The sequence below is a fragment of the Streptomyces sp. PL-29 genome, from assembly GCF_058344425.1.
Map to the genome: position 1 here is coordinate 2,335,215 of NZ_CP136996.1, position 24,284 is coordinate 2,359,498.

Below are 24,284 nucleotides of genomic sequence, written 5' to 3' on the forward strand. Positions count from 1 at the left end.
CCGGCCCGGTGCCGGTGACCGTCACCGGGCCGGCCGGCCTCTCGCGCAGACCGTGGGCGGCGGCCGTGCATCGGCCCGGAGTGGGCGGGGCGGCCCGGACGGGACGAACCCCCGCGCGGATCAGGGCGAGCGGCGGATGAGGAGCAGGGCGCGGTCGTCGTTGACGTCCTTGGCGACCTTCTCGATCAGGTGCCAGGCCGCTCCGTGCCAGCCGGCGGAGACGTAGCGGTCGGCCTCGCCGGTCAGGCGGTCGATGCCCTCGCTGATCTCGCGGTCGGACGTCTCGACGAGGCCGTCGGTGAAGAGCATCAGGACATCGCCCCGGCGGAGGTTGCCGCGGGCGGGGGTGAACTCGGCGCCGTCGTAGACGCCGAGCAGCGGGCCCTCGCCGGACTTCTCCTGCCATCGGCCGGTGCCGGCGCAGAGCTGGAGCGCGGGGAGGTGGCCGGCCGAGAGGAGTTCGTAGTCGCCGGTCTCCAGGTCCAGCACGAGGTGGATGGAGGTGGCGAAGCCCTCGTCCCAGTCCTGGCGGAGCAGGTAACCGTTCGCGGCGGGCAGGAAGCCGTTGGGCGGCAGTGCGCCGAGCAGGCCGCCGAAGGCGCCGGACAGCAGCAGGGCCCGGGAGCCGGCCTCCATGCCCTTGCCCGAGACGTCGGTCAGGACGATCTCCAGGGTGCGACCTCCGTTGGTACGGGCCGCGACCACGAAGTCGCCGGAGAAGGACTGGCCGCCGGCCGGGCGCAGGGCCATCTCACGGTGCCAGCCGCGCGGCAGGGCGGGCAGCTTGCTCTGTACGCGGATGCGCTCGCGCAGGTCGAAGAGCATGGTGCCGCCGCGCCGCCAGGGCACGCCGACACGGCTGCGGAACTGCGCGATGAGCAGTCCGAAGAACCCGCAGGCCGCGACGACCAGCACCGTACCGGGGGTGACGCGCGCCGGGCCCTGGGTGTAGGGACCGAGCACGAGCGCCTCGACGATCAGTGCTGCGGCGGAGGCGGCGTACAGGGCGAGGAGGCTGGCGGGGCGCAGCAGGAGGCCGCCGGCGACGATCGGCAGGACGAGCGCCGCCGGCGAGAACCAGACAGGCAGCATGAGCGTGCCGAAGGCTATGGCGGGGACGGTGAGCAGCAGCCCGCCGAAGGCGAGCCAGTCGGAGGCGTCTCCGCGGAAGTAGTCGACGGCGGATTTGCGCAGGGCGGTGCGGCCCCGGTGCGACCGCATGCGCATCCGGGCCAGAAGGGTCTCCACATGTGCTCGGGCCATTGCTTCGGGACCTTATCCATCCCGGCTGTGAATGCGCAGGGGTACCCCCGCACCTGGAACCGGGCGGCGCCGGGAAACGCCGGGGTCGTCACGGAATGCCCCGGCGGTGATGACCGCATGGCTCTGGAGATGCACCTATTGGATGCTTTGCAGACTGATGGGCCGGATGCCCGGTACGGCCGTACGAACGGACGTGCGGCGGAGGTGCTCCCGTTCGCCCTGGGGTGCGACGGGCCCTAGTTCCGCTGGCAGGTGGGGCACCAGAAGAGGTTGCGCGCGGCGAGACCGGCGGTGCGGATCTCGCCGCCGCAGATGTGGCAGGGCATGTTCGCCCTCCGGTAGACGTACACCTCTCCGCCGTGATCGTCCACCCTCGGCGGGCGGCCCATGGCCTCGGGGAGGTGCTCGTCGCGGACGGTGTCGATGCGGTTGTCGCGCACGCCCCGGCGCATCAGGACGGCCAGGTCCTCCCACAGGGCGTCCCACTCCGCGCGGGTGAGGTCCCTGCCCAGGCGGTACGGGTCGATGCCGTGCCGGAAGAGGACCTCGGCGCGGTAGACGTTGCCGACGCCCGCGACGACCTTCTGGTCCATGAGCAGCGCGGCGACGGTGGTGCGGGAGCGGGAGATGCGGGCCCAGGCCCGGTCGGGATCGTCGCCGCTGCGCAGCGGGTCCGGGCCGAGGCGGGCGCTGGTCGCGGCCTTCTCCGCGTCGGTGATCCAGGCGCAGGTGGTCGGGCCGCGCAGGTCGGAGAAGTACGCGTCGTTGGCCAGGCGCAGCCGGACGGTGTCGGTGGCCGGCGGGGCCGGTGCGGGACCGAGCGCGTACGTGCCGAAGAGGCCGAGGTGGATGTGGATCCACCCGCCGCCCTCGAACCCGAGGAAGAGGTGCTTGCCGTGCGCGTCGACGCCGTCCAGGATCCGGCCGTCGAGGAGGGCGGCGCTCTCGGCGAACCGGCCCTGGGGGCTGCTGACGGCGACCTGCCGCCCGGCGAACCGTTCCAGGTGGTCCTTGGCGAGGCGGTGGATCGTATGCCCCTCGGGCACTGCGCGCTCCTCGGCGGATGGGAGAAGAAGACGGAGAAGGGAGACGGTGAGGGGGAAGACGACGGCCGTGCCACCCCGCTCCGCGGGTGGCACGGCCGGAAGCGGGATCAGCCCTGCGGGTGGTGGGCCGGGATCGGGGGGAGCTCGCCGGTCTGCTCGTAGGCGGAGAGCATGTCGATGCGGCGGGTGTGGCGCTCCTCGTCGGAGTACGGGGTCGCCAGGAAGGCCTCGATGAAGCTGACGGCCTCTTCCTGCGTGTGCATGCGGCCGCCGACCGAGATGACGTTGGCGTTGTTGTGCTCACGGCCGAGCTGGGCGGTCTGGACGCTCCAGGCCAGGATGGCGCGGACGCCCTTGACCTTGTTCGCGGCGATCTGCTCGCCGTTGCCGGAGCCGCCGATCACGATGCCGAGGCTGCCGGAGTCCGCGGCGGTCTTCTCCGCGGCGCGGAGGCAGAACGGCGGGTAGTCGTCCACCGCGTCGTAGATGTGGGGGCCACAGTCGACGGGCTCGTGGCCGTTGTTCTTGAGCCAGTCCACGAGGTGGTTCTTGAGCTCAAAGCCGGCATGGTCGGATCCGAGGTACACGCGCATGGGACGAGTGTGGCACGAGGAGCCGCGACCGCCCGCAGTGGGTGTCGCGTAAGTCACTTCTGAAGCTCAAGTAAACCCAAAGGACGCAGATGGGACACGGCAGGGCGTCGGCCCCGGACGTTCACCCGAAGCCGGTGGTCCGGATTGAGGTCTTCCGTCCTGCGTTCATCTCAGGTTTGAATGCCTGGGCTCGCAACCCGAGAACCTAAGGATTCGTCCATGAGCTCCACGACGACCCTTCAGAAGGCAGGCGATTCCACCGGTAACCCCGGTGAGGGCCTGCCCTCCGACGGTCTGAAGGCCGGTCTCAAGAACCGCCACCTGTCCATGATCGCCATCGGCGGCGTCATCGGCGCCGGTCTCTTCGTCGGCTCCGGTGGCGGCATCGCCAAGGCCGGTCCCGCCATCCTGATCTCCTACGCCCTCGTCGGCGCCATGGTGGTCTTCGTGATGCGGATGCTCGGTGAGATGGCCGCCGCCAGCCCGAACTCGGGTTCCTTCTCGGCCTACGCCGACCGCGCGCTCGGCCGTTGGGCGGGCTTCTCCATCGGCTGGCTCTACTGGTTCTTCTGGGTCGTCGTCCTCGCGGTCGAGGCCACCGCCGGTGCCGCCATCCTGGAGAGCTGGATCCCGGCCGTCCCGCAGTGGGCCTGGGCCCTGATCGTGATGGCGGTGCTGACCGCCACCAACCTCGGCTCGGTCGCCTCCTACGGTGAGTTCGAGTTCTGGTTCGCGGGCGTCAAGGTCGTCGCCATCGGCGCCTTCGTCGTCATCGGCATGCTGGCCGTCTTCGGCGTGCTGCCCGGCTCCGACAACCCCGGCGCGGGCTTCGCGCACCTGACCGACACCGGCGGCTTCTTCCCCAACGGGTACGGCGCGGTCCTCACCGGTGTGCTGATGGTCGTCTTCTCCTTCATGGGCAGTGAGATCGTCACTCTCGCCGCCGGCGAGTCGGAGAACCCCCGCAAGGCCGTTACGCAGGCCACCAACTCCGTGATCTGGCGCATCGGCGTCTTCTACCTCGGCTCGATCTTCGTCGTGCTGACGCTGCTCCCCTGGAACGACAAGTCGATCACCGAGAAGGGCTCCTACGTCGCCGCCCTCGACTCGATCGGCATCGCCCACGCCGGCACGATCATGGAGGTCATCGTCCTGACCGCCGTGCTGTCCTGCCTGAACTCGGGCCTCTACACCGCCTCGCGCATGGCGTTCTCGCTCGGCGAGCGCGGCGACGCCCCCCGGGCGTTCGCCAAGGTCAACGCCAAGGGCGTGCCGGTCGCCGCGATCCTCGGCTCCACGGTCTTCGGCTTCGTCGCCGTCTACTTCAACTACGCCTTCAAGGACACGGTCTTCAACTTCCTCCTGAACTCCTCCGGTGCCATCGCGCTCTTCGTGTGGCTGGTGATCTGCCTCACCCAGCTGAGGATGCGCGGGATCCTGGTCCGCGAGGCCCCGGAGAAGCTCACTGTGAAGATGTGGCTGTTCCCGTGGCTGACCTGGGCCACCGCCGGCCTGATCACGTTCGTGATCGGCTACATGTTCGTCGACGACGCGAACCGCGAGGTGGTCACCCTGTCCACGCTCGTCGCCGGTCTGGTCGTGGCCGTCGGCGTGGTCCTGGACCGGCGCCGCAGGCGGGCCGCCGTCCAGGGCTGAGCCGGCCCCGCCCTTCCCGTGCGTCTGCCGGAGTCCGGCCCGCCTCGAAACCCGAAGGCGGGCCGGACTCCGGCCGGTACCGGGGCGTCGACATCAGCCGCGCCGGCCCACCAGCTTCCAGGCGGCCGGCAGGACGCCCATCGCGAGGGCCGCCTTGAGGGCGTCGCCGATCAGGAACGGGGTCAGGCCCGCCGCGACGGCGGCGCTCAGGGACATCCCGGTGGCGGCCATGAGGTACGGCACGCCCACCGCGTAGATGACCGCGGAGCCGAGGGCCATCGCGCCCGCCGTACGCAGGACCGAGCGGTCGGCGCCGCGCCGCGCGAGGGCGCCGACGACGGTGGCGGCGAGCAGCATGCCGAGCACGTAGCCGAAGGACGCGCCGCCCGCGCCGGAGGTGCCGCCCGCGAACCACGGCACGCCGGCCATGCCGACGAGGGCGTACAGCGCCAGCGAGAGGAAGCCGCGGCGGGCACCGAAGGCGGTGCCGACGAGCAGTGCGGCGAAGGTCTGGCCCGTGACAGGGACCGGGGAGCCGGGCACGGGCACCGCGATCTGCGCGGCGATCCCGGTCAGGGCGGCACCGCCGACGACGAGCGCGATATCGCGCACGCGGCTCGCGGGCAGCAGGTCGGCGAGGACGACGCCGGGCCGGAGGGTGACGGAAGCAGTGCTCATGAGGGGGCTCCGCGAGGTGGTGGGGGTGGGGACGATCACCGACGTTAGTCCGCGGTCCGGGGTCGCCCCACCGCCGCCCGGGACAAAGCCCTGCTCCCCGCGATGGTGGGGAACCAACAAAGCTCACTCCCCCGATCGAGCCAACGTGACCCCCGTCACGTGCAACATCCAACAACGCGTCCGTTTTGCACGGACGACCGCCACTCGGCGAGACTGTTGGATCCCGCTAAGCCCACGGCGGGATCCCCACCATCGCTGGGCCGAACGAGAGTACGAGCACTTCTCATGCGTGAGCGCCTGCCAGAAGCACCTCCCACAACGGGCGAGCTGCCCGCGGAACCCCTCAGTCACAGTCTCAAGCAGCGCCACCTGACCATGCTGGGGCTGGGCGGCGTGATCGGCGCCGGCCTCTTCGTCGGCTCCGGCGCGGGCATCGGCATCGCCGGCCCCGCCATCATCTGCTCTTATCTCCTGGCCGGCGTCCTCGCGATGCTGGTGATGCGCGCGCTGGGCGAGATGTCGGCCGCGATGCCGGCCTCCGGCTCCTTCTCCGTCTACGCGGAGCGGGCGCTCGGCCGCTGGGCCGGCTTCTCGGCGGGCTGGCTGTACTGGTTCCTGCTCGTCGTGGTGCTCGCCGTGGAGGCCACCGGCGCCGCGAAGATCGCGAACGGCTGGGTGCCTTCGGTCGACCAGTGGGTGTGGGTGCTGCTCTTCATGGTGGTCTTCACCGTGAGCAACCTCGCTGCGGTGAAGAACTTCGGCGAGTTCGAGTTCTGGTTCGCCGCGCTCAAGGTCGGCGCCATCGTGCTCTTCCTGGTCCTGGGCACCCTCGCGGTCTTCGGCCTGCTCCCGGACACGGACCCGGTCGGCATGGCGAACCTCACCGGCCACGGCGGCTTCTTCCCCGAGGGCTTCGGCGGCGTGGTGGCCGGCATGCTCGCGGTCGTCTTCGCCTTCGGCGGCCTGGAGGTCGTCACGATCGCGGCAGCCGAGTCCGACGACCCGGCCCGGTCGGTCTCCCGTGCGGTGCGCAGCGCCGTGTGGCGCATCCTCTTCTTCTACGTCGGCTCGATGGTGGTCATCGTGACCCTGCTGCCGTGGGACTCGCTGGAGCCGGGACAGAGCCCGTACGTCGCGGTCCTGGACTCCATCGGCATCCCGGGGGCCGGCCAGATCATGAACATCGTGGTGTTCGTGGCCTTGCTGTCGGCACTCAACGCGAACCTGTACGGGTCCTCGCGCATGATCTTCTCGCTGGCCGAGCGCGGAGAGGCGCCGAAGTCGTTGCTGCGGGTCTCGGGCGGCGGCGTGCCGCGCCGGGCCGTGTTCGCCTCGGTGGCCTTCGGCTTCGCCTCGGTGGTGCTCAACCTGCTGTGGCCGGACACGATCTTCCTCTACATGCTCAACGCGGTCGGCGCCGTGCTGCTGTTCGTGTGGGCACTGATCGCGGTCTCCCAGCTGAAGCTGCGCCGCCGGATCGAGCGGGACACGCCCGAGCGGCTGGTCCTGCCGATGTGGCTGTTCCCGTACGCGACCTGGGCCGCCCTGGCCGGGATGGTGGCGGTCCTGGTCCTGATGCTGTTCGACGACTCCGCGCGGCCGCAGTTGCTGTGGTCGACGGGCGCCGCACTGCTGGTCCTCGCGGTGGCGGGCGTGCGCGAGCTGCGGGACCGGCGGGCCGGCTGACCCACCTGCATGCCTGTCTACCCGTCGGCCTGTCTGCCGGATCACCGGACCGGGAACCACCGGCAGGACCCCCCGCGCCGCGGCGCGGGGGGTCCTGCCGTTCCCGGGCCGTACGGAGTCGATCACGGCCCGTGAAGCGGCTGTCCGGATATCGGACAGAGAACGTCCGGTGATCGGACGCTCGGCACACTGGGGCCGCTTCGCCCCCGCACCGACAGGCACCTCCCCATGAGCCACAGCAGTACCGCCGCACCGCCCGAGCCGCCGCGGACCGACGCCGGATCCCCGCTCGGCAACGGACTCAAGCAGCGCCACCTCTCGATGATCGCGCTCGGCGGTGTCATCGGCGCCGGACTCTTCGTCGGATCCGGGGCCGGCATCGCCGCGGCGGGTCCCTCGATCGTGCTCGCCTACGCCGCGTCCGGACTGCTCGTGATGTTCGTGATGCGGATGCTCGGCGAGATGTCCGCCGCCAACCCCGCCTCCGGCTCCTTCTCGGTGCACGCAGAACGGGCGATCGGCCCGTGGGCCGGGTTCACCGTCGGCTGGATGTTCTGGGCGCTGCTGTGCGTGGGCGTGGCCATCGAGGCCATCGGTGCGGCGCACATCATGACGGGCTGGTTCCCGGGCACCCCGTCGTGGATGTGGGTGCTGGTCTTCATGGCACTGTTCTGTGGCTCCAACCTGGCCGCCGTCTCGAACTTCGGCGAGTTCGAGTTCTGGTTCGCGGCCCTCAAGATCGGTGCCATCGCCCTCTTCCTGGGGCTGGGCGTGCTGGCCGTCCTCGGCCTGCTGCCCGGCACCGACGCACCCGGCACGGCCAACCTGCTCCACGGCGGCGGCTTCCTGCCCGGCGGCGTGGACGGCCTGCTGGTCGGCCTGCTGGCCTCGGTCGTCGCCTACGGCGGACTGGAGACGGTCACCATCGCCGCCGCCGAGTCGGAGGACCCGGTCAAGGGGGTGGCCACGGCGGTGAGGACCACCATGTGGCGCATCGCCGTCGTCTACGTCGGCTCCATGCTCGTCATCGTCACCCTGCTGCCGTGGAACAACCCGAAGGTCAGGGAGGACGGCCCGTACGCGGCCACCCTGGACCACCTGGGCATCCCGGCCGCCGGCGACATCATGAACGTGGTCATCCTGATCGCCCTGCTGTCCGCGATGAACGCCAACATCTACGGCTCCTCGCGCATGGCCCACTCCCTCGTCTCCCGCGGCCAGGGGCCCCGGGCGCTGGGCAGGGTCGCCGGCGGCGTCCCGCGCCGGGCCGTGCTCGCCTCCTCCGGCTTCGGCTTCGCCACCGTGCTGCTGTCGTACTGGTACCCGGACACCCTGTTCGCCTGGCTGCTGAACATGGTCGGCGGCGTCATCCTCGTCGTCTGGGGCTTCATCGCCGTCTCGCAGAGCGTGTTGCGCCGCCGGCTGGAGCGCGAGGCTCCGGAGAAGCTCGTGGTGCGGATGTGGGGGTTCCCGTACCTGACCTGGGTGGCGCTGGCCGGGGTGGCCGGGGTCCTCGTGCTCATGGCTCGGGGTGAGGACACCCGAGTGCAGGTGATCTTCACCGGCGGGCTCGCCGTGGCCCTGGCCGTGACCGGATACGCGCTGCAGCGCCGGGCGGCCGTCGCCCGCTGAACACCCTTCGACCACCAGGCGGGCCCCGTGCGGAAGCACGGGGCCCGCCTGCGTCGCACAGAGGCAACCCTTACGTGTGACTGGGAATAGATACTGCTAGCGTGCAGTTGCGCATTAATTGCAATTAGCGATTGGCACGCCGAGGGGACCGGACAACACGCATGGCCATCTACACGCTTCCTGAGCTTCCGTACGACTACGCGGCGCTGGAGCCGGTGATCAACCCGCAGATCATCGAGCTGCACCACGACAAGCACCACGCGGCCTACGTCACGGGCGCCAACAACACCCTGGAGCAGCTGGCGGAGGCGCGCGACAAGGAGAACTGGGGCGCGCTCAACGGCCTGGAGAAGAACCTCGCGTTCCATCTCTCCGGCCACATCCTGCACAGCATCTACTGGCACAACATGGCCAGCCCGAAGACCGGCGAGGGCGGCGGCGAGCCCACCGCGGCCGACGGCCTGGGCGAGCTGGCCGACGCGATCACCGAGTCCTTCGGCTCCTTCGCGAAGTTCAAGAAGCAGCTGACCTTCGCGTCCTCCGCCACGCAGGGTTCCGGCTGGGGCGTGCTCGCGTACGAGCCCGTCAGCGGCCGCCTGGTCGTCGAGCAGGTCTACGACCACCAGGGCAACGTGGGTGTCGCCAGCACCCCGATCCTGGTCTTCGACGCCTGGGAGCACGCCTTCTACCTGCAGTACAAGAACCAGAAGGTGGACTTCATCGAGGCGATGTGGAACGTCGTCAACTGGCAGGACGTCTCCCGGCGCTACGCCGACGCCAAGGCCAACACCCCGCTGCTGATCCCCGTCAAGGGCTGATCGCACGCCCGAGCCCGTCCGCCTCGTGATCGTCTTCTCAAGCCTTCACCGGCGGGCGTGTCCAACGGAAGACCCCCGTGAGGACGTGACTCACGGGGGTCTTCTGTGTCCTCGCCGTACGGGCTACTCGAAGGACGGGCCCTTGGTGCGGGTCCGCTTGATCTCGTAGAAGCCGGGCGTGGAGGCGACGAGCAGGGTGCCGTCCCACAGCCGGGCGGCGGCCTCGCCGCGCGGGGTCGGGGTCACGACGGGGCCGAAGAAGGCGATGTCGCCCTCGCCGTCGGCGCCCGGAACGGAGATCACCGGAGTGCCGACCTCCTGGCCCACGCGGTCGATGCCGTTGTCGTGCGAGGCCCGCAGCACCTCGTCGTACTCGTCGGAGTCGGCGTACGCGAGCAGCTCGGCCGGCAGGCCGACCTCGGCCAGCGCCTCGGCGATCACCTCACGGGTCGCGCCCTTGTCCTCGTTGTGGATGCGGGTGCCGAGCGCGGTATAGAGCTTGCCGGTGATCTCGTCGCCGTGCTTCTGCTGGGCGGCTATCACCACGCGCACCGGCGCCCAGCCCTTGGGGCCGAGGAGCTCGCGGTAGACCTCGGGCAGCTCGTCGAGCTTGTTCTCGTTGAGCACGGCCAGGCTCATCACGTGCCAGCGCACCTCGACGTCGCGGACCTTCTCGACCTCCAGCATCCAACGGGACGTCATCCAGGCCCAAGGGCAGAGCGGGTCGAACCAGAAGTCGACCGGGGTCTTCTCGCGCACCTGGGTCTCGCTCATGTCTCTCCTCGGTGTCGGTCTCAGGTGGAAAAAGGCGTCAACGGCGCATGTCCTCCGTCGCCAACCAGGACGCCGCCGCACGCATTCCCCCTCGTGCGAGGATTCGGTCAAGAACGCGATCGCGCACGAAGGAGTGCAGGTGCCCGGAGAGAATCTGTCCCGCGAGGAGGCCCGCGAGCGGGCCGAGCTGCTGTCCGTCGACGGGTACGAGGTCGTCCTCGACATCAGCTCGGCGGTGGACGAGGCCGAGCCGGCCGAGGGCCCGCGGACCTTCCGCTCGGTGACGACGATCCGCTTCCGGGCCGCGACGCCCGGCGGTGCCACCTTCGCGGACCTGATCGCGCCGTCGGTGAACTCGGTGACCCTGAACGGGCGGGCGCTGGACGTGTCCGCCGTCTTCGACGGGGCCCGGATCGCCCTGGACGGCCTGGCCTCCGAGAACGTCCTGGTGGTGGACGCGAACTGTGCGTACAGCCGGACGGGCGAGGGCCTGCACCGCTTCGTGGACCCGGAGGACGGCGAGGTCTACCTCTACACGCAGTACGAACCGGCCGACGCCCGCCGGGTGTACGCGAACTTCGAGCAGCCCGACCTGAAGGCGCCCTACCGCTTCGAGGTCACCGCGCCCGAGGGCTGGCAGGTGTGGAGCAACGGCGCCGAGGAGTCCCGCGAGGGCCGGACCCGCCGCTTCGCCGAGACCGCGCCGATCTCCACGTACATCACCTGCGTGGTCGCGGGGCCGTACCACTACGTGACGGACACCTACACCCGCGGCGACCTGACCATCCCGCTGGGCGCCATGTGCCGCAAGGGCCTGGCGAAGCACTTCGACGCGGACGACGTCTTCCTCGTCACCAAGCAGGGCTTCGACCTCTTCCACGAGATCTTCGACTACCCCTACCCCTTCGGGAAGTACGACCAGGCCTTCGTGCCGGAGTACAACCTGGGCGCCATGGAGAACCCGGGGATGGTGACCTTCCGGGAGGAGTACATCTTCCGCGGCAAGGTCACGCAGGCCTCGTACGAGCGGCGCGCGAACGTGATCCTCCACGAGATGGCGCACATGTGGTTCGGCGACCTGGTCACCATGAAGTGGTGGGACGACCTGTGGTTGAAGGAGTCCTTCGCGGACTTCATGGGCTCCTTCGGGCTCGTCGAGGCCACCCGCTTCGACCAGGCCTGGGTGACCTTCGCCAACAACCGCAAGGCGTGGGCCTACCGCGCCGACCAGCTGCCGTCCACGCACCCGATCACGGCCGACATCCGTGACCTGGAGGACGCGAAGCTGAACTTCGACGGCATCACCTACGCCAAGGGCGCGGCGGTGCTCAAGCAGCTGGTCGCCTACGTGGGCCGGGAGGCGTTCCTGGAGGGCGCGCGCCGCTACTTCAAGGCGAACGCCTACGGGAACACCACCCTCGACGACCTGCTGTCGGTACTCGGCGAGGTGTCCGGCCGCGACATGACCGAGTGGTCGCGGGCCTGGCTGCAGACGGCGGGCGTGAACGTGCTGACGCCGGTGGTGACCCACGACGCCCAGGGGCGGATCGCCGAGCTCGCCGTCGTCCAGGAGGGCGACGAGCTGCGTCCGCACCGGGTCGGCGTCGGCCTGTACCGGCGGGAGCCGGACGGCTCGCTGGTCCGCTACGCGCGAGCCGAGGCCGACGTCCGCGGATCCCGCTCGGTGATCGGGGAGCTGTCCGGGCAGGACCGGCCCGACCTGGTCCTGGTCAACGACGAGGACCTCACCTACTGCAAGGTCCGTTTCGACGAGGGTTCGCTGGCCGCGCTGCGCGCGCACCTGGGCGACCTGACGGATCCGCTGGCGCGGGCGCTGAGCTGGTCGGCGCTGTGGAACCTGACGCGGGACGGCCTGATGCCGGCGCACGACTTCGTCTCGCTGGTACTGGCGCACGCGGGCCGGGAGACGGACGTCGGCGTCCTGCAGCAGCTGCACGCGCAGGCTCGCGCCTCGATCACCCACTACGCGGCGCCGGACCGGCGCGAGCAGGTCGGCCGGGACCTGGCGGCGGGAGCGCTGCACGAGCTGCGGGCGGCGGCGCCGGGGTCGGAGCACCAGCTGACCTGGGCTCGGTTCTTCGCGGCGAGCGCGGCGACCGAGGGCGACTTCCAGCTGCTCCTCGGGCTGCTGGAGGGCTCGGCGCGGATCGACGGGCTGGAGGTGGACCAGGAGCTGCGCTGGGACTTCCTGCTGCCGCTGGCCGCGCACGGTGCGGTGGACGAGGCAGTCCTCGCCGCCGAACTGGCGCGGGACGACACGGCGTCGGGCAAGCGGCACCAGGTGCGGTGCCTGGCGGCTCGCCCCTCGCAGGCGGTGAAGGACCAGGCGTGGGCCGCGGTCGTCGAGTCGGACGCGCTGTCGAACGCCCTGGTGGAGGCGACGATCGCGGGTATGCAGCAGTCGTCGCAGCGGGACCTGCTGGCGGCCCACGCGGGGCGCTACTTCGAGGTCATCGAGCGGGTGTGGTCGGACCGGTCGATCCAGATCGCGATGGACATCGTCAAGGGGCTCTACCCCTCGCTCCAGGGCGACGCCGCCACGCTGGACGCCACGGACGCCTGGCTGGCCGGACACGAGGACGCCGCCCCGGCGCTGCGCCGCCTGGTCCTGGAGTCCCGCGACGACCTGGCCCGGGCCCTTGCCGCGCAGCGGTGCGACGCGGCGGCCGGCTGACCGGCCCCGGGCCCGTGCTCTGCCCGGCCCCGGGCCCGTGCTCTGCCCGGCTCCGGGCCTCGCGCCCCGGACGGGCTGGACGATCCAGCCTCTCCGGGGCGGGGTCCGGGCGGGGTCCGGGCGGAGCCCCGGCAACCGCGGTGCGGTCCGGTCACCCGTACGGGCGCACCTCATCGGCAGTCGAACGCCCGTACTTTAGCCCCGGCTTGTCCGGATTTGCCGACGAGCGTGTAACAGGGGTTAGCAAGGCCATGGCCTGAGGGAATCACCGCGTCATGAACCACAACGCACCCCTCCCCCTCGCCCACCTCACCGGCAACAGCCCGCGCGTGCTGACCCTCGCCCAGCTGCGCGAGCACGGCGTGAGCGCTTCCGAGGCCGCCGAGCGGCCCTGGCAGCAGATCCTGCCCGGTGTGTTCCTGCTCCACACCGGGCCGGCGACCAGCGAGGAACGGCTGCACGCGGCGCTGCTGTACGCGGGCCGGCGCGGCGCGGGCGAGGCCATGATCACCGGGCTGGCGGCCCTGGCCCTGTACCGCTTCCCCTCCGCGCCCCCGCTGCTCGCCCTCTCGCACATCGACGTCCTGGTGCCGGGCACCCGGCGGCTGCGGTCCACCGGCGACGTGCGGATCGTGCGCGTGCACACCGCGCCCCGACCCCAGGAGGTCACCGGGCTGCCCGTGGCGCCCGTCGCGCGGGCCGTCGCCGACGCCGTCGCGCAGCTCGACGACGCCGGTACCGTACGCCGGCTGCTGAGCGAGGCGGTCCGCAGCGGGGCGTGCGAACCGGCCGCCGTCGTACGGGAGCTGACGGTGGCCCGGCTGCTGAACCGGCCGCACGTGGTCGACGCCGTCGAGTCCCTGCTGGCGGAGGGCCGGGCGATCGCCGAGGACCGGCTCTACCAGGTCGTCCGCGGCCATGGACTGCCCGACCCCGTATGGAACGTGGACCTGCGGATCCCCGGCGGTCCGCACCTCGGCGGCGTCGACGCGTTCTGGCCCGAGCACGCCGTGGCCGTGGAGATCGACACCCGCGCCCCGCGTCAGGGGGAGGACGAGGAGTGGTCCGCGTGCGTGCGCAAGCGGGAGGCCCTGGAGCGGCTCGGGGTGACCGTCGTCCACATCACCCCGCGCAAGCTCCGGGACTGGCCCGAGCAGCAGGCCGCGGTCATCCGGACCGCCCTGACGGCTTCCGGTGACCGCGAGCCCGCCGCCTACCTGGTGGTGCTCCCGAGGTGAGGGGAGTACTCCGGGGTGCTCCACAACAGCCGCCCCGGATGTACGGCCTCCACCACCGACTCCACCCTGAAGCGGGTGCGACGGCTGCCGTCGGACGCGAACTCCGTCCGGGCCCGGCCGCTGAGCTGGAGGACGGCCCCGCTCGCCCAGTCCGGGAAGAGCAGCCCGGCCCGCGGGTCGGCGGTCAGGTTCCCCAGGGTCAGGAACATGGAGTTGCCCGCGTAGTCGGGCCAGGTCAGCTCGGCCGGTGACAGCACCTCCACGAAGCCCGGCAAGCCGCCGCGGTGGCTGGCGTCGGCCCCGTCCGGTCCCGTGGTGGCGACGAAGAAGGTGTCGGCCGCCCGTACGGTCCGCACCTGGCCGGCGGTGAGCGCGTCCCCGCGGTGCACCACTCCGGCCCCCTCCGCGACCCGTTCCAGCGGCTGCCGCTTCTGCAGGTACTTCGGACAGTTGGCGAAGACCTGCTCCGCCTCGACGGCGAAGCCCCGCGGGGTCGTCGCGAGCGTTCCGTTGAGCCGCATCCGGCGCCGGGTGCGCGGGTCGAGGGCGAGGGTCCCGACCCGGGTCCCGGCCGTGGCCAGCGCTTCGGCGAGCGGATCACCCGCGAGCGGACCGCTCGTGACGGCGATCCGGTGCGGGCCGGTGGCCCGCACGAAGCCGGGCGGCCCGGTGAGCCAGGAGGCCCACATCCGGCCGGCGCCGTCCGCGGCCCCGACGACCAGGTGCGGCTGGAGCTCCAGGAAGGCCGCGGCGACGTCGCGGATGCCCGTTGTGATCGAACGGCCGACGTGCTCGGCCGGCCCGCGCACGCCGACCCGCTCCTGCACCGCCAGCGAACCCCGGTGATAGACCCCGCTCATGAGAAGAACCCGCAGGTCGGCGCCCCTGCGGTGGGAGCGGGGGCACCCTCGGCACCGGCCGGTACGGAGATCTCCAGGCGGATGCCGTCGGGGTCGTGGAAGAAGATGCCGCCGGAGGCCGTGCCCTCGCCGTGCGCGACGAGGCCCTCGTGGGCGAAGGTGACGCCCAGGCCGCGCAGCCGCTCCTCGTACGCGCGCACCTCCTCGGCCGCGCCGGCCGAGAGGGCCAGGTGGTGCAGGCCCGCAGCGGTTGGCACGAAGGGGCCGTCGGCCTGCTGCCAGAGCGTGAGGACGGGCTCGCCGTCCTGGCCCAGGAAGGCGAAGCGGCGACCCTCCTCCTTGCCTTCCTCCAGCGCCTGGAAGCCGAGGGCGTCCCGGTAGAAGGCGAGCGAACGGTCCAGATCGGTGACGTTCAGGCCGACGTGCCCGGTGCGGAGCTTGCTGGCGGTGGTCATGACGGGTCCTTCCCCAGAGGCCGTTCAACGAATTCTAACCTTCTACATGCACTTTAAAGGTTAGAGAGGAGGGCGTCAACCGTTCACGTATCCTTGAGGGGTTAGTGAATGAGGAGAGGGACATGACGACTGCGGACCCGCGACCCCTGACCGGGGGAGCCGATCGCCCTCGACCTGCTGAACACGCGCTGGATGCGCGAGGGTGAGCCCGTCGACCTCTTCGCCGGCGCCTTCGGTCTCGGCCGGGTCGAAGGGCTCGCGGTCTGGCTGCGGTCCACCGGACTGGCCGACCGGTTCCGGGCCGACGCCCCGACCCTCGTCCACCTGATGACCGCGCGCGAGGCCTTGGCCCGCGCGGTGGCGGACCCGACCGACGACAGTGCACGGGCACTCGTGGACGCCGTACTGGAGCACGGCCGCATCCGCGCCACCCTGACCCCCGAAGGTCCCGGCGAGCGGGCCGAGTTCGCCGATCCGGCCTGGGGTCCGGCCTGGACGGCCGCGCGCGACTACCTCGACCTGCTGAGCTCGACGCCCGAGCGGATCCGCGCCTGCGCCTCGGAGACGTGCATCCTGCACTTCCACGACACCTCGCGCAACGGAACGCGGCGGTGGTGCTCGATGTCGTCCTGCGGGAACAGGGCGAAGGCCTCGCGCCACTACGCGCGCACGCGCGAGCGCTGATCGCTCGAAATCTGTCACACCGGTGCCGGCGCCCGGCCTCGCGCCGATGTCGACTCGGGGCCGCCATGTCGACAAATCGACTATTTGGCCCCAGGGTTTCGCACCACTGTGCCCGGATACGGACCCACTGGCGGAAACACCGCACTGGCGAGTGTCCGCCACGGTAGGTCTCGGTCGATGACATCCCTCCCCAAAGAGCGGTCCGTTGCGCAAAGCTGACCGGTCATCCGGCACCGAAATCCGGACCGTATCTTTCACTTACCAGGGATGCTGATGACCCTCGAATCCCCCAGCTCCATACCCGGGGCCAGACGTGCCGTGCGCGTCGCGGCCGCGGCCGGCCTGGTCGCCGCCCTCGTGGCCGGCGGCGCCGTGCCCGCGTTCGCGGCGACCGGCACGGACACCCCGGGCACCTCACCGGCCGTCAAGTCCGCCGACCAGAAGCTCGGTTCGGCCGACGTCGAGCTCCTCCAGGAGGCCAAGGCCAAGGGTGACGCGAACGTCACCGTCATGGTCGCGACCGCCCCCGGCCAGACCAAGCAGGTCGCCGACCAGCTGGACTCCGTCCAGGGCGCCTCGGTCGGCCGGACCTACGACAACCTGGGCTACGTGCGCGCCACCCTGCCGACCGGCAAGGCGGAGGCCGCGCTGAAGGCGGCCGCCAAGCTGTCCTCGGTGCACGGCATCGACCTGCGTCACGAGATCCAGCTGCCCGACCCGCGGCCCGACGCCGGCCGGGAGAGCGGCACGGCCAAGAAGACCTCGGCCGGGACGTACGCGGCGCCGGACCGGAACACCCCGGCGAAGAACCCGTACAACCCGTCCTTCGAGACCGGGGCGGTCGACTTCGTCGCGCAGAACCCGCAGGCCGACGGCCGTGGTGTGACGATCGGCATCATGGACTCGGGTGTCGACCTCGGCCACCCGGCCCTGCAGAAGACCACCACCGGCGAGCGCAAGATCGTCGACTGGGTGACGGCGACCGACCCGATCACCGACAACGACGGTACCTGGCGGGCCCAGATCACCCCGGTCACCACCGCAGGCGGCACCTTCACCGCGGGCGGCCAGAGCTGGAAGGCGCCCGAAGGCAGCTTCCAGTGGAGCCGCTTCAGCGAGTCGATCACCGCGAACGGTGACATGAAGGGTGACGTCAACCGGGACGGGGACACCACCGACCGGTTCGGCATGCTGTACGACGCGGCCGCCGGCACCGTGCGTGTCGACACCGACCAGGACGGCGACTTCACCAACAACGAGCCGATGAAGCCGTACAAGGACGGCTACCAGATCGGTTACTTCGGCACGGACAACCCGGCGACCGACGTCGCCGAGCGGATCCCGTTCGTGATCGAGATCCGCAAGGACGTCCCGATGGACCCGCTGGGCGGGGACTGGGTCGGCAAGAAGGTCGACTTCGTCAACATCGGCATCATCGAGTCCGAGCACGGCACGCACGTCGCCGGCATCACCGCCGCCAACAGCCTCTTCGGCGGCAAGATGAACGGCGAGGCGCCCGGCGCCAAGCTCGTCTCCTCGCGCGCCTGCTCCTGGTCCGGCGGCTGCACCAACATCGCGCTGACCGAGGGCATGATCGACCTCGTCGTCAACCGCGGTGTGGACATCGTCAACATGTCCATCGGCGGCCTGCCGGCGCTGAACGACGGCAACAACGCGCGCGCCGAGCTCTACCGCAACCTCATCGACACCTACGGGGTCCAGCTGGTCATCTCCGCCGGCAACTCCGGCCCGGGGCTGAACACCATCGGCGACCCGGCCCTCGCGGACAAGGTCATCTCCGTGGGCGCCTCGGTCTCGAAGGAGACCTGGGCCGCCAACTACGGCTCCGGCGTGAGCACGAAGTACAACATGTTCCCCTTCTCCTCGCGCGGTCCGCGTGAGGACGGCGGCTTCACGCCGACCATCAGCGCCCCCGGCGCGGCCATCAACACCATCCAGACCTGGCTGCCCGGCGCGCCGGTGAAGGAGGCCGGCTACACCCTGCCGGCCGGTTACGGCATGCTCCAGGGCACCTCGATGGCCTCGCCGCAGGCCGCGGGCGCGAGCGCCCTGCTGATCTCGGCCGCGAAGCAGCAGAACATCAAGCTGACCCCGGCCTCCCTGCGCATCGCGCTGACGAGCTCCGCGAAGAAGATCCACGACGTCCCGGCGCACGCGCAGGGTTCGGGTCTGATCGACGTGAACGGCGCGTGGGAGTCCATCCAGCGCGACGCCAGGGCCAACGAGTTCACCGTCAAGGCGCCGGTCGACACCGCGATCGACCAGTTCCTGAAGACCCCGGGCTTCGGCACCGGCCTGTACGACCGCGAGGGCGGCCTCAAGGTCGGCCAGAAGAAGGTCTACAACGTCGTCGTCACCCGCACCACGGGTGTCAAGTACGGCACCCGGCACGACCTGAGCTGGCGCAACAACGACGGCACCTTCAAGGTCATCGGCGGCTACGACTACGTCACCCTGCCGCTGAACAAGCCCGTCACCATCAAGGTCGAGGCCAAGCCCAAGACGGCCGGCGTCCACAGCGGCATCCTGCAGCTGGACGACGAGACCACCGAGGGCATCGACAAGCAGATCCTGACGACCGTCGTGGCTTCCGCCCCCCTGGCCGCGCCGGCGTTCTCCCTGTCGCAGTCCTCCACCGTGGAGCGCAACTCGCACAAGTCGTACTTCGTGACGGTGCCGCCGGGTGCCAAGAGCCTGGAGGTCGCCCTCAGCGGTCTCGCGGCCGGCGCCCAGACGCGCTTCATCGCGATCCACCCGTACGGCGTGCCGGTGGACCCCACGTCCACCATCAACTGCTACCCGAACTACGACAACCCGGCCAACACCTGCCGTCCCGACGTGCGCTCGTACCCCGAGCCGGCGCCGGGCGTCTGGGAGATCGAGGTCGAGGCCCGTCGTACGTCGCCGGTCCTGGACAACCCGTTCACGCTGGACGTCTCCGTGCTCGGCGCTGCCTTCGACCCCGCGGTCAAGGTCCTGCCCGAGGTGAAGCAGGGCACCCCGGCCCCGGTCCAGTGGAGCGTCAAGAACTCCGGCGCGGCCATCTCCGGCGGCAAGCTCAAGGGCGGCCCGCTCGGTTCCGCGAAGGTCGCCAAGCCGACCATCGCGGACGGTGAGACCCAGACCACCGAGATCGCGGTGCCCGCGGGTACCTCCCGCCTCGACGTCGCGATCGGCAAGGTGTCCGACACCGCCGCCGACCTCGACCTTGAGGTCTACAAGGACGGCGTCAAGGTGGGCTCCTCCGCCGACGGCGACTCCGAGGAGGCCGTGAGCCTGGTGAACCCGGCCGCGGGCACCTACACGGTCAAGGTGATCGGCTACGCGGTCCCGGCCGGCTCCACCACCTACGACTACCGCGACGTGTTCTTCTCGGCCGCCCTGGGCTCCGTCCAGGTCGACGAGGCCGCCGCGGTGAACCTCGCCACCGGCGCCACCGCGCAGGTCTCGGCGAACGTCCTGGTCACCGGCGCGGCCCCGGAGGGCCGTCAGTTCTTCGGCCAGGTCGAGCTGCTCAACGCCCGCGGCACCGCTGCGGGCACCGGCAGCGTGCAGATCGAGAAGGTCCTCCCCTAGCACCTTCCGCGGGGAACCCGAGGGGGCGGCGCTCTGACGAGCACCGCCCCCTCGGGCCGTTTCCCCTCCGGCTCCGGCTCCGGCTCCGGCTCCGACCAGGCAAAACGGCTGTTCCGGAGCCGGCGGGGCGCCCCCGTCACGCAGGCGTCACGGGGGTGCGCATCCAGAAAACCGTCCGTTCCTCGGACAATGAATTGGACAAGGCGCGTGGGGTCGAACGCATGATGGCTCCACGCGCGCCCGCGTCGTACGGAGCAGAAGGAGTCACCGTGAGGGTCGGAATCGTCGGAGCCACCGGTCAGGTCGGCGCAGTCATGCGCAGCATCCTCGCCGAGCGCAAGTTCCCGGTGGACGAGCTGCGCCTGTTCGCCTCGGCCCGGTCCGCCGGCTCGACGATCGAGTGGGAGGGCCGCGAGATCACCATCGAGGACGCCTCCGCGGCCGACTACTCCGGCCTGGACATCGTGCTCTTCTCCGCGGGCGGCGCCACCTCGAAGGCCCTGGCCGAGAAGGTCGCCTCGCAGGGCGCCGTGGTCATCGACAACTCCTCCGCCTGGCGCAAGGACCCCGAGGTCCCCCTCGTGGTCTCCGAAGTCAACCCGCACGCGATCCGGAACCGCCCCAAGGGCATCATCGCGAACCCGAACTGCACCACCATGGCGGCCATGCCGGTGCTGCGCCCGCTCCACGACGAGGCCGGCCTGACCTCGCTGGTCGCCACCACCTACCAGGCGGTCTCCGGCTCCGGCCTGGCCGGTGTGGCCGAGCTCGACGGCCAGGTCAAGGCCGTTGCCGAGGGCGCGACCGGGCTGGTCCACGACGGCGGTGCCGTCGACTTCCCCGAGCCGGGCGTCTACAAGCGTCCGATCGCCTTCAACGTGCTCCCGCTCGCCGGTTCGATCGTCGACGACGGCTCCTTCGAAACCGACGAGGAGCAGAAGCTGCGCAACGAGTCCCGCAAGATCCTGGAGATCCCGGAGCTCAAGGTCTCGGGCACCTGCGTGCGCGTACCGGTCTTCTCCGGGCACTCCCTCCAGATCAACGCCCGCTTCGACCGGCCGATCAGCGTCGAGCGCGCCTACGAGCTGCTGAAGGACGCCGCGGGCGTGGAGCTCTCCGAGATCCCGACCCCCCTCCAGGCCGCAGGCCAGGACGCCTCGTACGTGGGCCGCATCCGCGTCGACGAGACGGTGGACAACGGCCTCGCGCTGTTCGTGTCGAACGACAACCTCCGCAAGGGCGCCGCGCTGAACGCGGTCCAGATCGCGGAGCTCGTGGCCGAGGAGCTGCGCGGCTGACCCCGCACCCGGAACCGCACCGACCGGAGGGCGGGCGCCGCACGGCGCCCGCCCTCCGGGCACGTCAGGGCCGGCGCACCTCGAACAGGAAGCAGCCGTACTCGGCGGCGCGGACGTGCACGAGGGCCACCGCGGGGTCGGCGAAGGCGTCGCCGAGAGCCCGCTCGATCATCCCGTCGGGATCTTCTCCGAGGTCCAGGAGCCGCCCGCCGAGGATGTGCCCGCGGGCGTCGTACCGCCGGACGGTGCGCCGCGCCCCGGACCGGACGAAGGGGTGTGCGTCGCCGCCGGCGGGGCCCCCGCACGCCTCGGCGTGGACGAAGACGGGCCCCTGTTCGTCGTAGGCGCCGGGATCGGCGCCGGTACGGGCCGCCCAGCGGCGCAGCGGCGCGTACGAGACGAGGGCGATCCGCTCCCCCACCTCACTGGGGCGCAGGCAGCACCGCAGCGGCTCACCGCCCTTCTCGTCGGGGTACGGGACGAGTGGCCGTCCCGCATCGTCGTGCGCGCGGAGCTCCTGGAGCGCCGCCTCCTCGATGGGCCTGGCCCGGTGTCTGATGGTCATGCCCAGCAGCCTGCCGGGAACGGGCTCGTCCGTCCGGCGGGTTTCCGACCTCGCGTTCGCCCGTGGATTACTCCGGGGCGGTGACCCTGCCCCCATGGAAGGATGGCGGGGCAACGTCACCATCGAAGGAGATGACCGCGTGCCAGGCACGAACCTCACCCGTGAAGAGGCTCAGCAGCGTGCGAAGCTGCTCACCGTCGACTCGTACGAGATCGAACTCGATCTCAGCGGTGCGCAGGAGGGTGGCACCTACCCGTCCGTGACCACCGTGCGCTTCCAGTCGGCCGAGGCCGGGGCGGAGACCTTCATCGACCTGGTCGCCCCCGCGGTGCACGAGGTCGTCCTCAACGGCAAGGCGCTGGACGTCGCCGCCGTCTTCCGCGACTCCCGGATCGCCCTGGCGCACCTCGCTGCCGGGGCCAACGAGCTGCGGGTCGTCGCGGACTGCGCGTACACGAACACCGGTGAAGGCCTCCACCGCTTCGTCGACCCGGTCGACCAGCAGGCCTACCTGTACACCCAGTTCGAGGTGCCGGACGCCCGGCGGGTCTTCGCCAGCTTCGAGCAGCCCGACCTGAAGGCCACGTTCCAGTTCACCGTGACGGCCCCCGAGGGCTGGACGGTCGTCTCGAACTCCCCCCGGGTCGTTCCCGAGGGCGCGGCGCAGGCGGACGTCAAGGACACCGTCTGGCGTTTCGAGCCGACCCCGCGCATCTCCTCGTACATCACGGCGCTGATCGTCGGCCCGTACCACTCGGTGCACAGCTCGTACGAGGGCAGGGACGGCCAGTCCGTACCGCTCGGCATCTACTGCCGCCCCTCGCTCGCCGAGTTCCTCGACGCAGAAGCGATCTTCGACGTGACCCGGCAGGGCTTCGACTGGTTCCAGGAGAAGTTCGCCTACGACTACCCCTTCGCCAAGTACGACCAGCTCTTCGTGCCGGAGTTCAACGCGGGCGCGATGGAGAACGCGGGCGCGGTCACCATCCGCGACCAGTACGTCTTCCGCTCGAAGGTGACGGACGCGGCGTACGAGGTGCGCGCCGAGACCATCCTCCACGAGCTCGCCCACATGTGGTTCGGCGACCTCGTCACCATGGAGTGGTGGAACGACCTGTGGTTGAACGAGTCGTTCGCCACCTACACCTCGATCGCGTGCCAGGCGTACGCGGAGGGCTCGAAGTGGCCGCACGCGTGGACCACCTTCGCCAACTCCATGAAGACGTGGGCGTACCGGCAGGACCAGCTGCCGTCCACGCACCCGATCATGGCGGACATCCGCGACCTCGACGACGTCATGGTCAACTTCGACGGCATCACGTACGCCAAGGGCGCCTCGGTGCTCAAGCAGCTCGTCGCCTACGTCGGCATGGACGCCTTCTTCAAGGGGGTGCAGGCCTACTTCAAGGCGCACGCCTTCGGCAACACCCGCTTGTCGGACCTGCTGGGCGCGCTGGAGGAGACCTCGGGCCGCGACCTGGCGGCCTGGTCGAAGGCATGGCTGGAGACGGCCGGCATCAACGTCCTGCGCCCGGAGGTCACCACCGACGCGAACGGCGTGATCACCGCCTTCGGCATCCGCCAGGAGGCGCCCGCTCTGCCTGCCGGCGCCCAGGGCGAGTCCACGCTGCGCCCGCACCGCATCGCGGTGGGCCTGTACGAGCTCCAGGACGGCGCGCTGGTGCGCACCGACCGCATCGAGCTGGACATCGACGGCGCGCTGACCACGGTGCCGGAGCTGGTGGGACGTGCCCGTCCGGCGGTGTTCCTGCTGAACGACGACGACCTGTCGTACGCGAAGGTCCGTCTGGACGAGGCCTCCCTCGCCGCGGTCACCGCCCACATCGGCGACTTCGCGGAGTCCCTGCCGCGTGCCCTGTGCTGGGCGTCGGCCTGGGACATGACGCGTGACGGGGAACTCGCCACCCGCGACTACCTCGCGCTGGTGCTCTCGGGCATCGGCAAGGAGTCCGACATCGGCGTCGTGCAGTCCCTGCACCGCCAGGTGAAGTTGGCCATCGACCTGTACGCGGACCCGGCGTGGCGCGAGGAGGGGTTGGCGGCCTGGACCGAGGCCACCCTGGAGCACCTGCGTGCGGCGGAGCCGGCCGGTGACCACCAGCTGGCATGGGCGCGGGCGTTCGCGGCATCGGCCCGCACCGAGGAGCAGCTGGCGTACCTGTCGGCGCTGCTGGACGGCTCGGCCGAGGTCGAGGGCCTGGCCGTCGACACCGAGCTGCGGTGGGCGTTCCTGGAGCGGCTCGCCGCGACGGGCGCCGCGGACGAGCCGGAGATCGCGGCGGAGCTGGAGCGGGACGCGACGGCGGCCGGCGAGCGGCACGCGGCGACCGCGCGGGCGGCTCGCCCGACGGCGGCGGCGAAGGCCGCGGCGTGGGCCTCGGTGGTGGAGTCCGGCGACCTGCCGAACGCGGTGCAGGAGGCCGTGATCGGCGGCTTCGTCCAGTCCGACCAGCGCGAGCTGCTGGCCCCGTACACCGCGAAGTTCTTCGCGGTGGTCAAGGAGGTCTGGGAGACCCGCAGCCACGAGATCGCCCAGCAGATCGCGGTGGGCCTGTACCCGGCGCTCCAGGTCTCGCAGGAGACCCTGGACGCGACGGACGCCTGGCTGGCCTCGGCCGGCCCGAGCGCCGCGCTGCGGCGTCTGGTGTCGGAGTCCCGGTCGGGCGTCGAACGTGCGCTGAAGGCCCAGGCCGCCGACTCCGCCGCCGCTCGGGTCTGAGGGCTC

The 24,284-nt window shown here is 71.0% G+C and carries 17 protein-coding genes and 1 pseudogene; 10 read left to right on the top strand and 8 right to left on the bottom strand.

Features of this window, described 5'->3' with window-relative positions:
• Window positions 1-120 precede the first annotated feature (120 nt).
• The 3 genes from R4Z63_RS10705 to R4Z63_RS10715 form a co-directional block, all read right to left on the bottom strand.
• Window positions 121-1,263, bottom strand: a complete 1,143-nt coding sequence (locus R4Z63_RS10705) for a SpoIIE family protein phosphatase (protein WP_384445864.1) — start codon at window positions 1,261-1,263, stop codon at window positions 121-123.
• 236 nt (window positions 1,264-1,499) lie between these two features.
• Window positions 1,500-2,309 (bottom strand): Fpg/Nei family DNA glycosylase, encoded by an 810-nt coding sequence (locus R4Z63_RS10710; protein ID WP_384445866.1) that lies wholly within the window; start codon window positions 2,307-2,309, stop codon window positions 1,500-1,502.
• Window positions 2,310-2,416: 107 nt separating this feature from the next.
• Entirely contained in the window at window positions 2,417-2,902 is a 486-nt protein-coding gene (locus R4Z63_RS10715) for a ribose-5-phosphate isomerase (protein WP_037923704.1), read from the bottom strand.
• A 219-nt stretch (window positions 2,903-3,121) separates the two neighbouring features.
• Here R4Z63_RS10715 and R4Z63_RS10720 point away from each other — a divergent pair, with 219 nt between their 5' ends.
• On the top strand, window positions 3,122-4,558 hold the full coding sequence (locus R4Z63_RS10720) for an amino acid permease (protein ID WP_037923702.1): 1,437 nt from the start codon (window positions 3,122-3,124) through the stop codon (window positions 4,556-4,558).
• Between the two features lie 93 nt (window positions 4,559-4,651).
• Here R4Z63_RS10720 and R4Z63_RS10725 read toward each other — a convergent pair whose 3' ends face one another.
• Window positions 4,652-5,236: a biotin transporter BioY gene (locus tag R4Z63_RS10725; protein ID WP_037923700.1), complete on the bottom strand. Its 585-nt coding sequence runs from the start codon at window positions 5,234-5,236 to the stop codon at window positions 4,652-4,654.
• Between the two features lie 285 nt (window positions 5,237-5,521).
• On the opposite strand from R4Z63_RS10725, the gene R4Z63_RS10730 reads away from it, so the two are divergent.
• The 3 genes from R4Z63_RS10730 to R4Z63_RS10740 all read left to right on the top strand — a co-directional run bounded on the left by R4Z63_RS10730 (window position 5,522) and on the right by R4Z63_RS10740 (window position 9,372).
• Window positions 5,522-6,922, top strand: a complete 1,401-nt coding sequence (locus tag R4Z63_RS10730) for an amino acid permease (protein ID WP_037923698.1) — start codon at window positions 5,522-5,524, stop codon at window positions 6,920-6,922.
• Window positions 6,923-7,150: 228 nt separating this feature from the next.
• On the top strand, window positions 7,151-8,554 hold the full coding sequence (locus R4Z63_RS10735) for an amino acid permease (RefSeq protein ID WP_384445869.1): 1,404 nt from the start codon (window positions 7,151-7,153) through the stop codon (window positions 8,552-8,554).
• A gap of 161 nt (window positions 8,555-8,715) precedes the next feature.
• Window positions 8,716-9,372 carry a superoxide dismutase gene (locus R4Z63_RS10740; protein ID WP_037923692.1) on the top strand — a complete coding sequence of 219 codons (657 nt, stop codon included), beginning with the start codon at window positions 8,716-8,718 and terminating at the stop codon, window positions 9,370-9,372.
• A gap of 123 nt (window positions 9,373-9,495) precedes the next feature.
• Here the strand turns inward: R4Z63_RS10740 and R4Z63_RS10745 are convergent, their stop codons facing one another.
• Window positions 9,496-10,146, bottom strand: a complete 651-nt coding sequence (locus tag R4Z63_RS10745; protein WP_384445871.1) for a mycothiol-dependent nitroreductase Rv2466c family protein — start codon at window positions 10,144-10,146, stop codon at window positions 9,496-9,498.
• A 139-nt stretch (window positions 10,147-10,285) separates the two neighbouring features.
• On the opposite strand from R4Z63_RS10745, the gene pepN (R4Z63_RS10750) reads away from it, so the two are divergent.
• Window positions 10,286-12,841 carry an aminopeptidase N gene (gene pepN, locus R4Z63_RS10750; protein WP_384445873.1) on the top strand — a complete coding sequence of 852 codons (2,556 nt, stop codon included), beginning with the start codon at window positions 10,286-10,288 and terminating at the stop codon, window positions 12,839-12,841.
• 275 nt (window positions 12,842-13,116) lie between these two features.
• The gene (locus R4Z63_RS10755) at window positions 13,117-14,079 is read left to right on the top strand and encodes a hypothetical protein (protein WP_384445875.1); all 963 of its coding nucleotides are present in this window, start codon (window positions 13,117-13,119) and stop codon (window positions 14,077-14,079) included.
• Here R4Z63_RS10755 and R4Z63_RS10760 read toward each other — a convergent pair.
• Both R4Z63_RS10760 and R4Z63_RS10765 read right to left on the bottom strand, forming a co-directional pair.
• Entirely contained in the window at window positions 14,055-14,939 is an 885-nt protein-coding gene (locus tag R4Z63_RS10760) for a pyridoxamine 5'-phosphate oxidase family protein (RefSeq protein ID WP_384445877.1), read from the bottom strand. The two genes, R4Z63_RS10755 and R4Z63_RS10760, sit on opposite strands and share 25 nt — an antisense overlap.
• The gene (locus R4Z63_RS10765; protein ID WP_491522531.1) at window positions 14,936-15,394 is read right to left on the bottom strand and encodes a VOC family protein; all 459 of its coding nucleotides are present in this window, start codon (window positions 15,392-15,394) and stop codon (window positions 14,936-14,938) included. The genes R4Z63_RS10760 and R4Z63_RS10765 overlap by 4 nt, the downstream gene beginning before the upstream one ends.
• A 122-nt stretch (window positions 15,395-15,516) precedes the next feature.
• On the opposite strand from R4Z63_RS10765, the pseudogene R4Z63_RS10770 reads away from it, so the two are divergent.
• The 3 genes and pseudogenes from R4Z63_RS10770 to R4Z63_RS10780 all read left to right on the top strand — a co-directional run bounded on the left by R4Z63_RS10770 (window position 15,517) and on the right by R4Z63_RS10780 (window position 20,973).
• Window positions 15,517-16,078 (top strand): annotated as a pseudogene (locus R4Z63_RS10770) (CGNR zinc finger domain-containing protein).
• A 273-nt stretch (window positions 16,079-16,351) separates the two neighbouring features.
• The gene (locus tag R4Z63_RS10775; RefSeq protein ID WP_384445883.1) at window positions 16,352-19,675 is read left to right on the top strand and encodes a S8 family serine peptidase; all 3,324 of its coding nucleotides are present in this window, start codon (window positions 16,352-16,354) and stop codon (window positions 19,673-19,675) included.
• A gap of 269 nt (window positions 19,676-19,944) precedes the next feature.
• Window positions 19,945-20,973, top strand: coding sequence for an aspartate-semialdehyde dehydrogenase (locus R4Z63_RS10780; RefSeq protein WP_037923676.1), 1,029 nt, complete (start codon window positions 19,945-19,947; stop codon window positions 20,971-20,973).
• Window positions 20,974-21,037: 64 nt separating this feature from the next.
• Here the strand turns inward: R4Z63_RS10780 and R4Z63_RS10785 are convergent, their stop codons facing one another.
• On the bottom strand, window positions 21,038-21,538 hold the full coding sequence (locus R4Z63_RS10785) for a DUF1203 domain-containing protein (protein ID WP_384445885.1): 501 nt from the start codon (window positions 21,536-21,538) through the stop codon (window positions 21,038-21,040).
• A 139-nt stretch (window positions 21,539-21,677) separates the two neighbouring features.
• Between R4Z63_RS10785 and pepN (R4Z63_RS10790) the strand changes: the two genes are divergently transcribed.
• The gene (gene pepN, locus R4Z63_RS10790; protein ID WP_384445887.1) at window positions 21,678-24,278 is read left to right on the top strand and encodes an aminopeptidase N; all 2,601 of its coding nucleotides are present in this window, start codon (window positions 21,678-21,680) and stop codon (window positions 24,276-24,278) included.
• Window positions 24,279-24,284: the final 6 nt, after the last annotated feature.

What these genes read in the sequence shown, in the direction of transcription:
- R4Z63_RS10745 (WP_384445871.1), bottom strand. Translation starts at nt 10,146, where the DNA reads ATGAGCGAGACCCAGGTGCGCGAGAAGACCCCGGTCGACTTCTGGTTC.
- R4Z63_RS10755 (WP_384445875.1), top strand. Translation starts at nt 13,117, where the DNA reads ATGAACCACAACGCACCCCTCCCCCTCGCCCACCTCACCGGCAACAGC.
- R4Z63_RS10785 (WP_384445885.1), bottom strand. Translation starts at nt 21,538, where the DNA reads ATGACCATCAGACACCGGGCCAGGCCCATCGAGGAGGCGGCGCTCCAG.
- R4Z63_RS10720 (WP_037923702.1), top strand. Translation starts at nt 3,122, where the DNA reads ATGAGCTCCACGACGACCCTTCAGAAGGCAGGCGATTCCACCGGTAAC.
- R4Z63_RS10725 (WP_037923700.1), bottom strand. Translation starts at nt 5,236, where the DNA reads ATGAGCACTGCTTCCGTCACCCTCCGGCCCGGCGTCGTCCTCGCCGAC.
- R4Z63_RS10775 (WP_384445883.1), top strand. Translation starts at nt 16,352, where the DNA reads ATGACCCTCGAATCCCCCAGCTCCATACCCGGGGCCAGACGTGCCGTG.
- R4Z63_RS10715 (WP_037923704.1), bottom strand. Translation starts at nt 2,902, where the DNA reads ATGCGCGTGTACCTCGGATCCGACCATGCCGGCTTTGAGCTCAAGAAC.
- R4Z63_RS10760 (WP_384445877.1), bottom strand. Translation starts at nt 14,939, where the DNA reads ATGAGCGGGGTCTATCACCGGGGTTCGCTGGCGGTGCAGGAGCGGGTC.
- R4Z63_RS10705 (WP_384445864.1), bottom strand. Translation starts at nt 1,263, where the DNA reads ATGGCCCGAGCACATGTGGAGACCCTTCTGGCCCGGATGCGCATGCGG.
- R4Z63_RS10765 (WP_491522531.1), bottom strand. Translation starts at nt 15,394, where the DNA reads ATGACCACCGCCAGCAAGCTCCGCACCGGGCACGTCGGCCTGAACGTC.
- R4Z63_RS10730 (WP_037923698.1), top strand. Translation starts at nt 5,522, where the DNA reads ATGCGTGAGCGCCTGCCAGAAGCACCTCCCACAACGGGCGAGCTGCCC.
- R4Z63_RS10740 (WP_037923692.1), top strand. Translation starts at nt 8,716, where the DNA reads ATGGCCATCTACACGCTTCCTGAGCTTCCGTACGACTACGCGGCGCTG.
- R4Z63_RS10735 (WP_384445869.1), top strand. Translation starts at nt 7,151, where the DNA reads ATGAGCCACAGCAGTACCGCCGCACCGCCCGAGCCGCCGCGGACCGAC.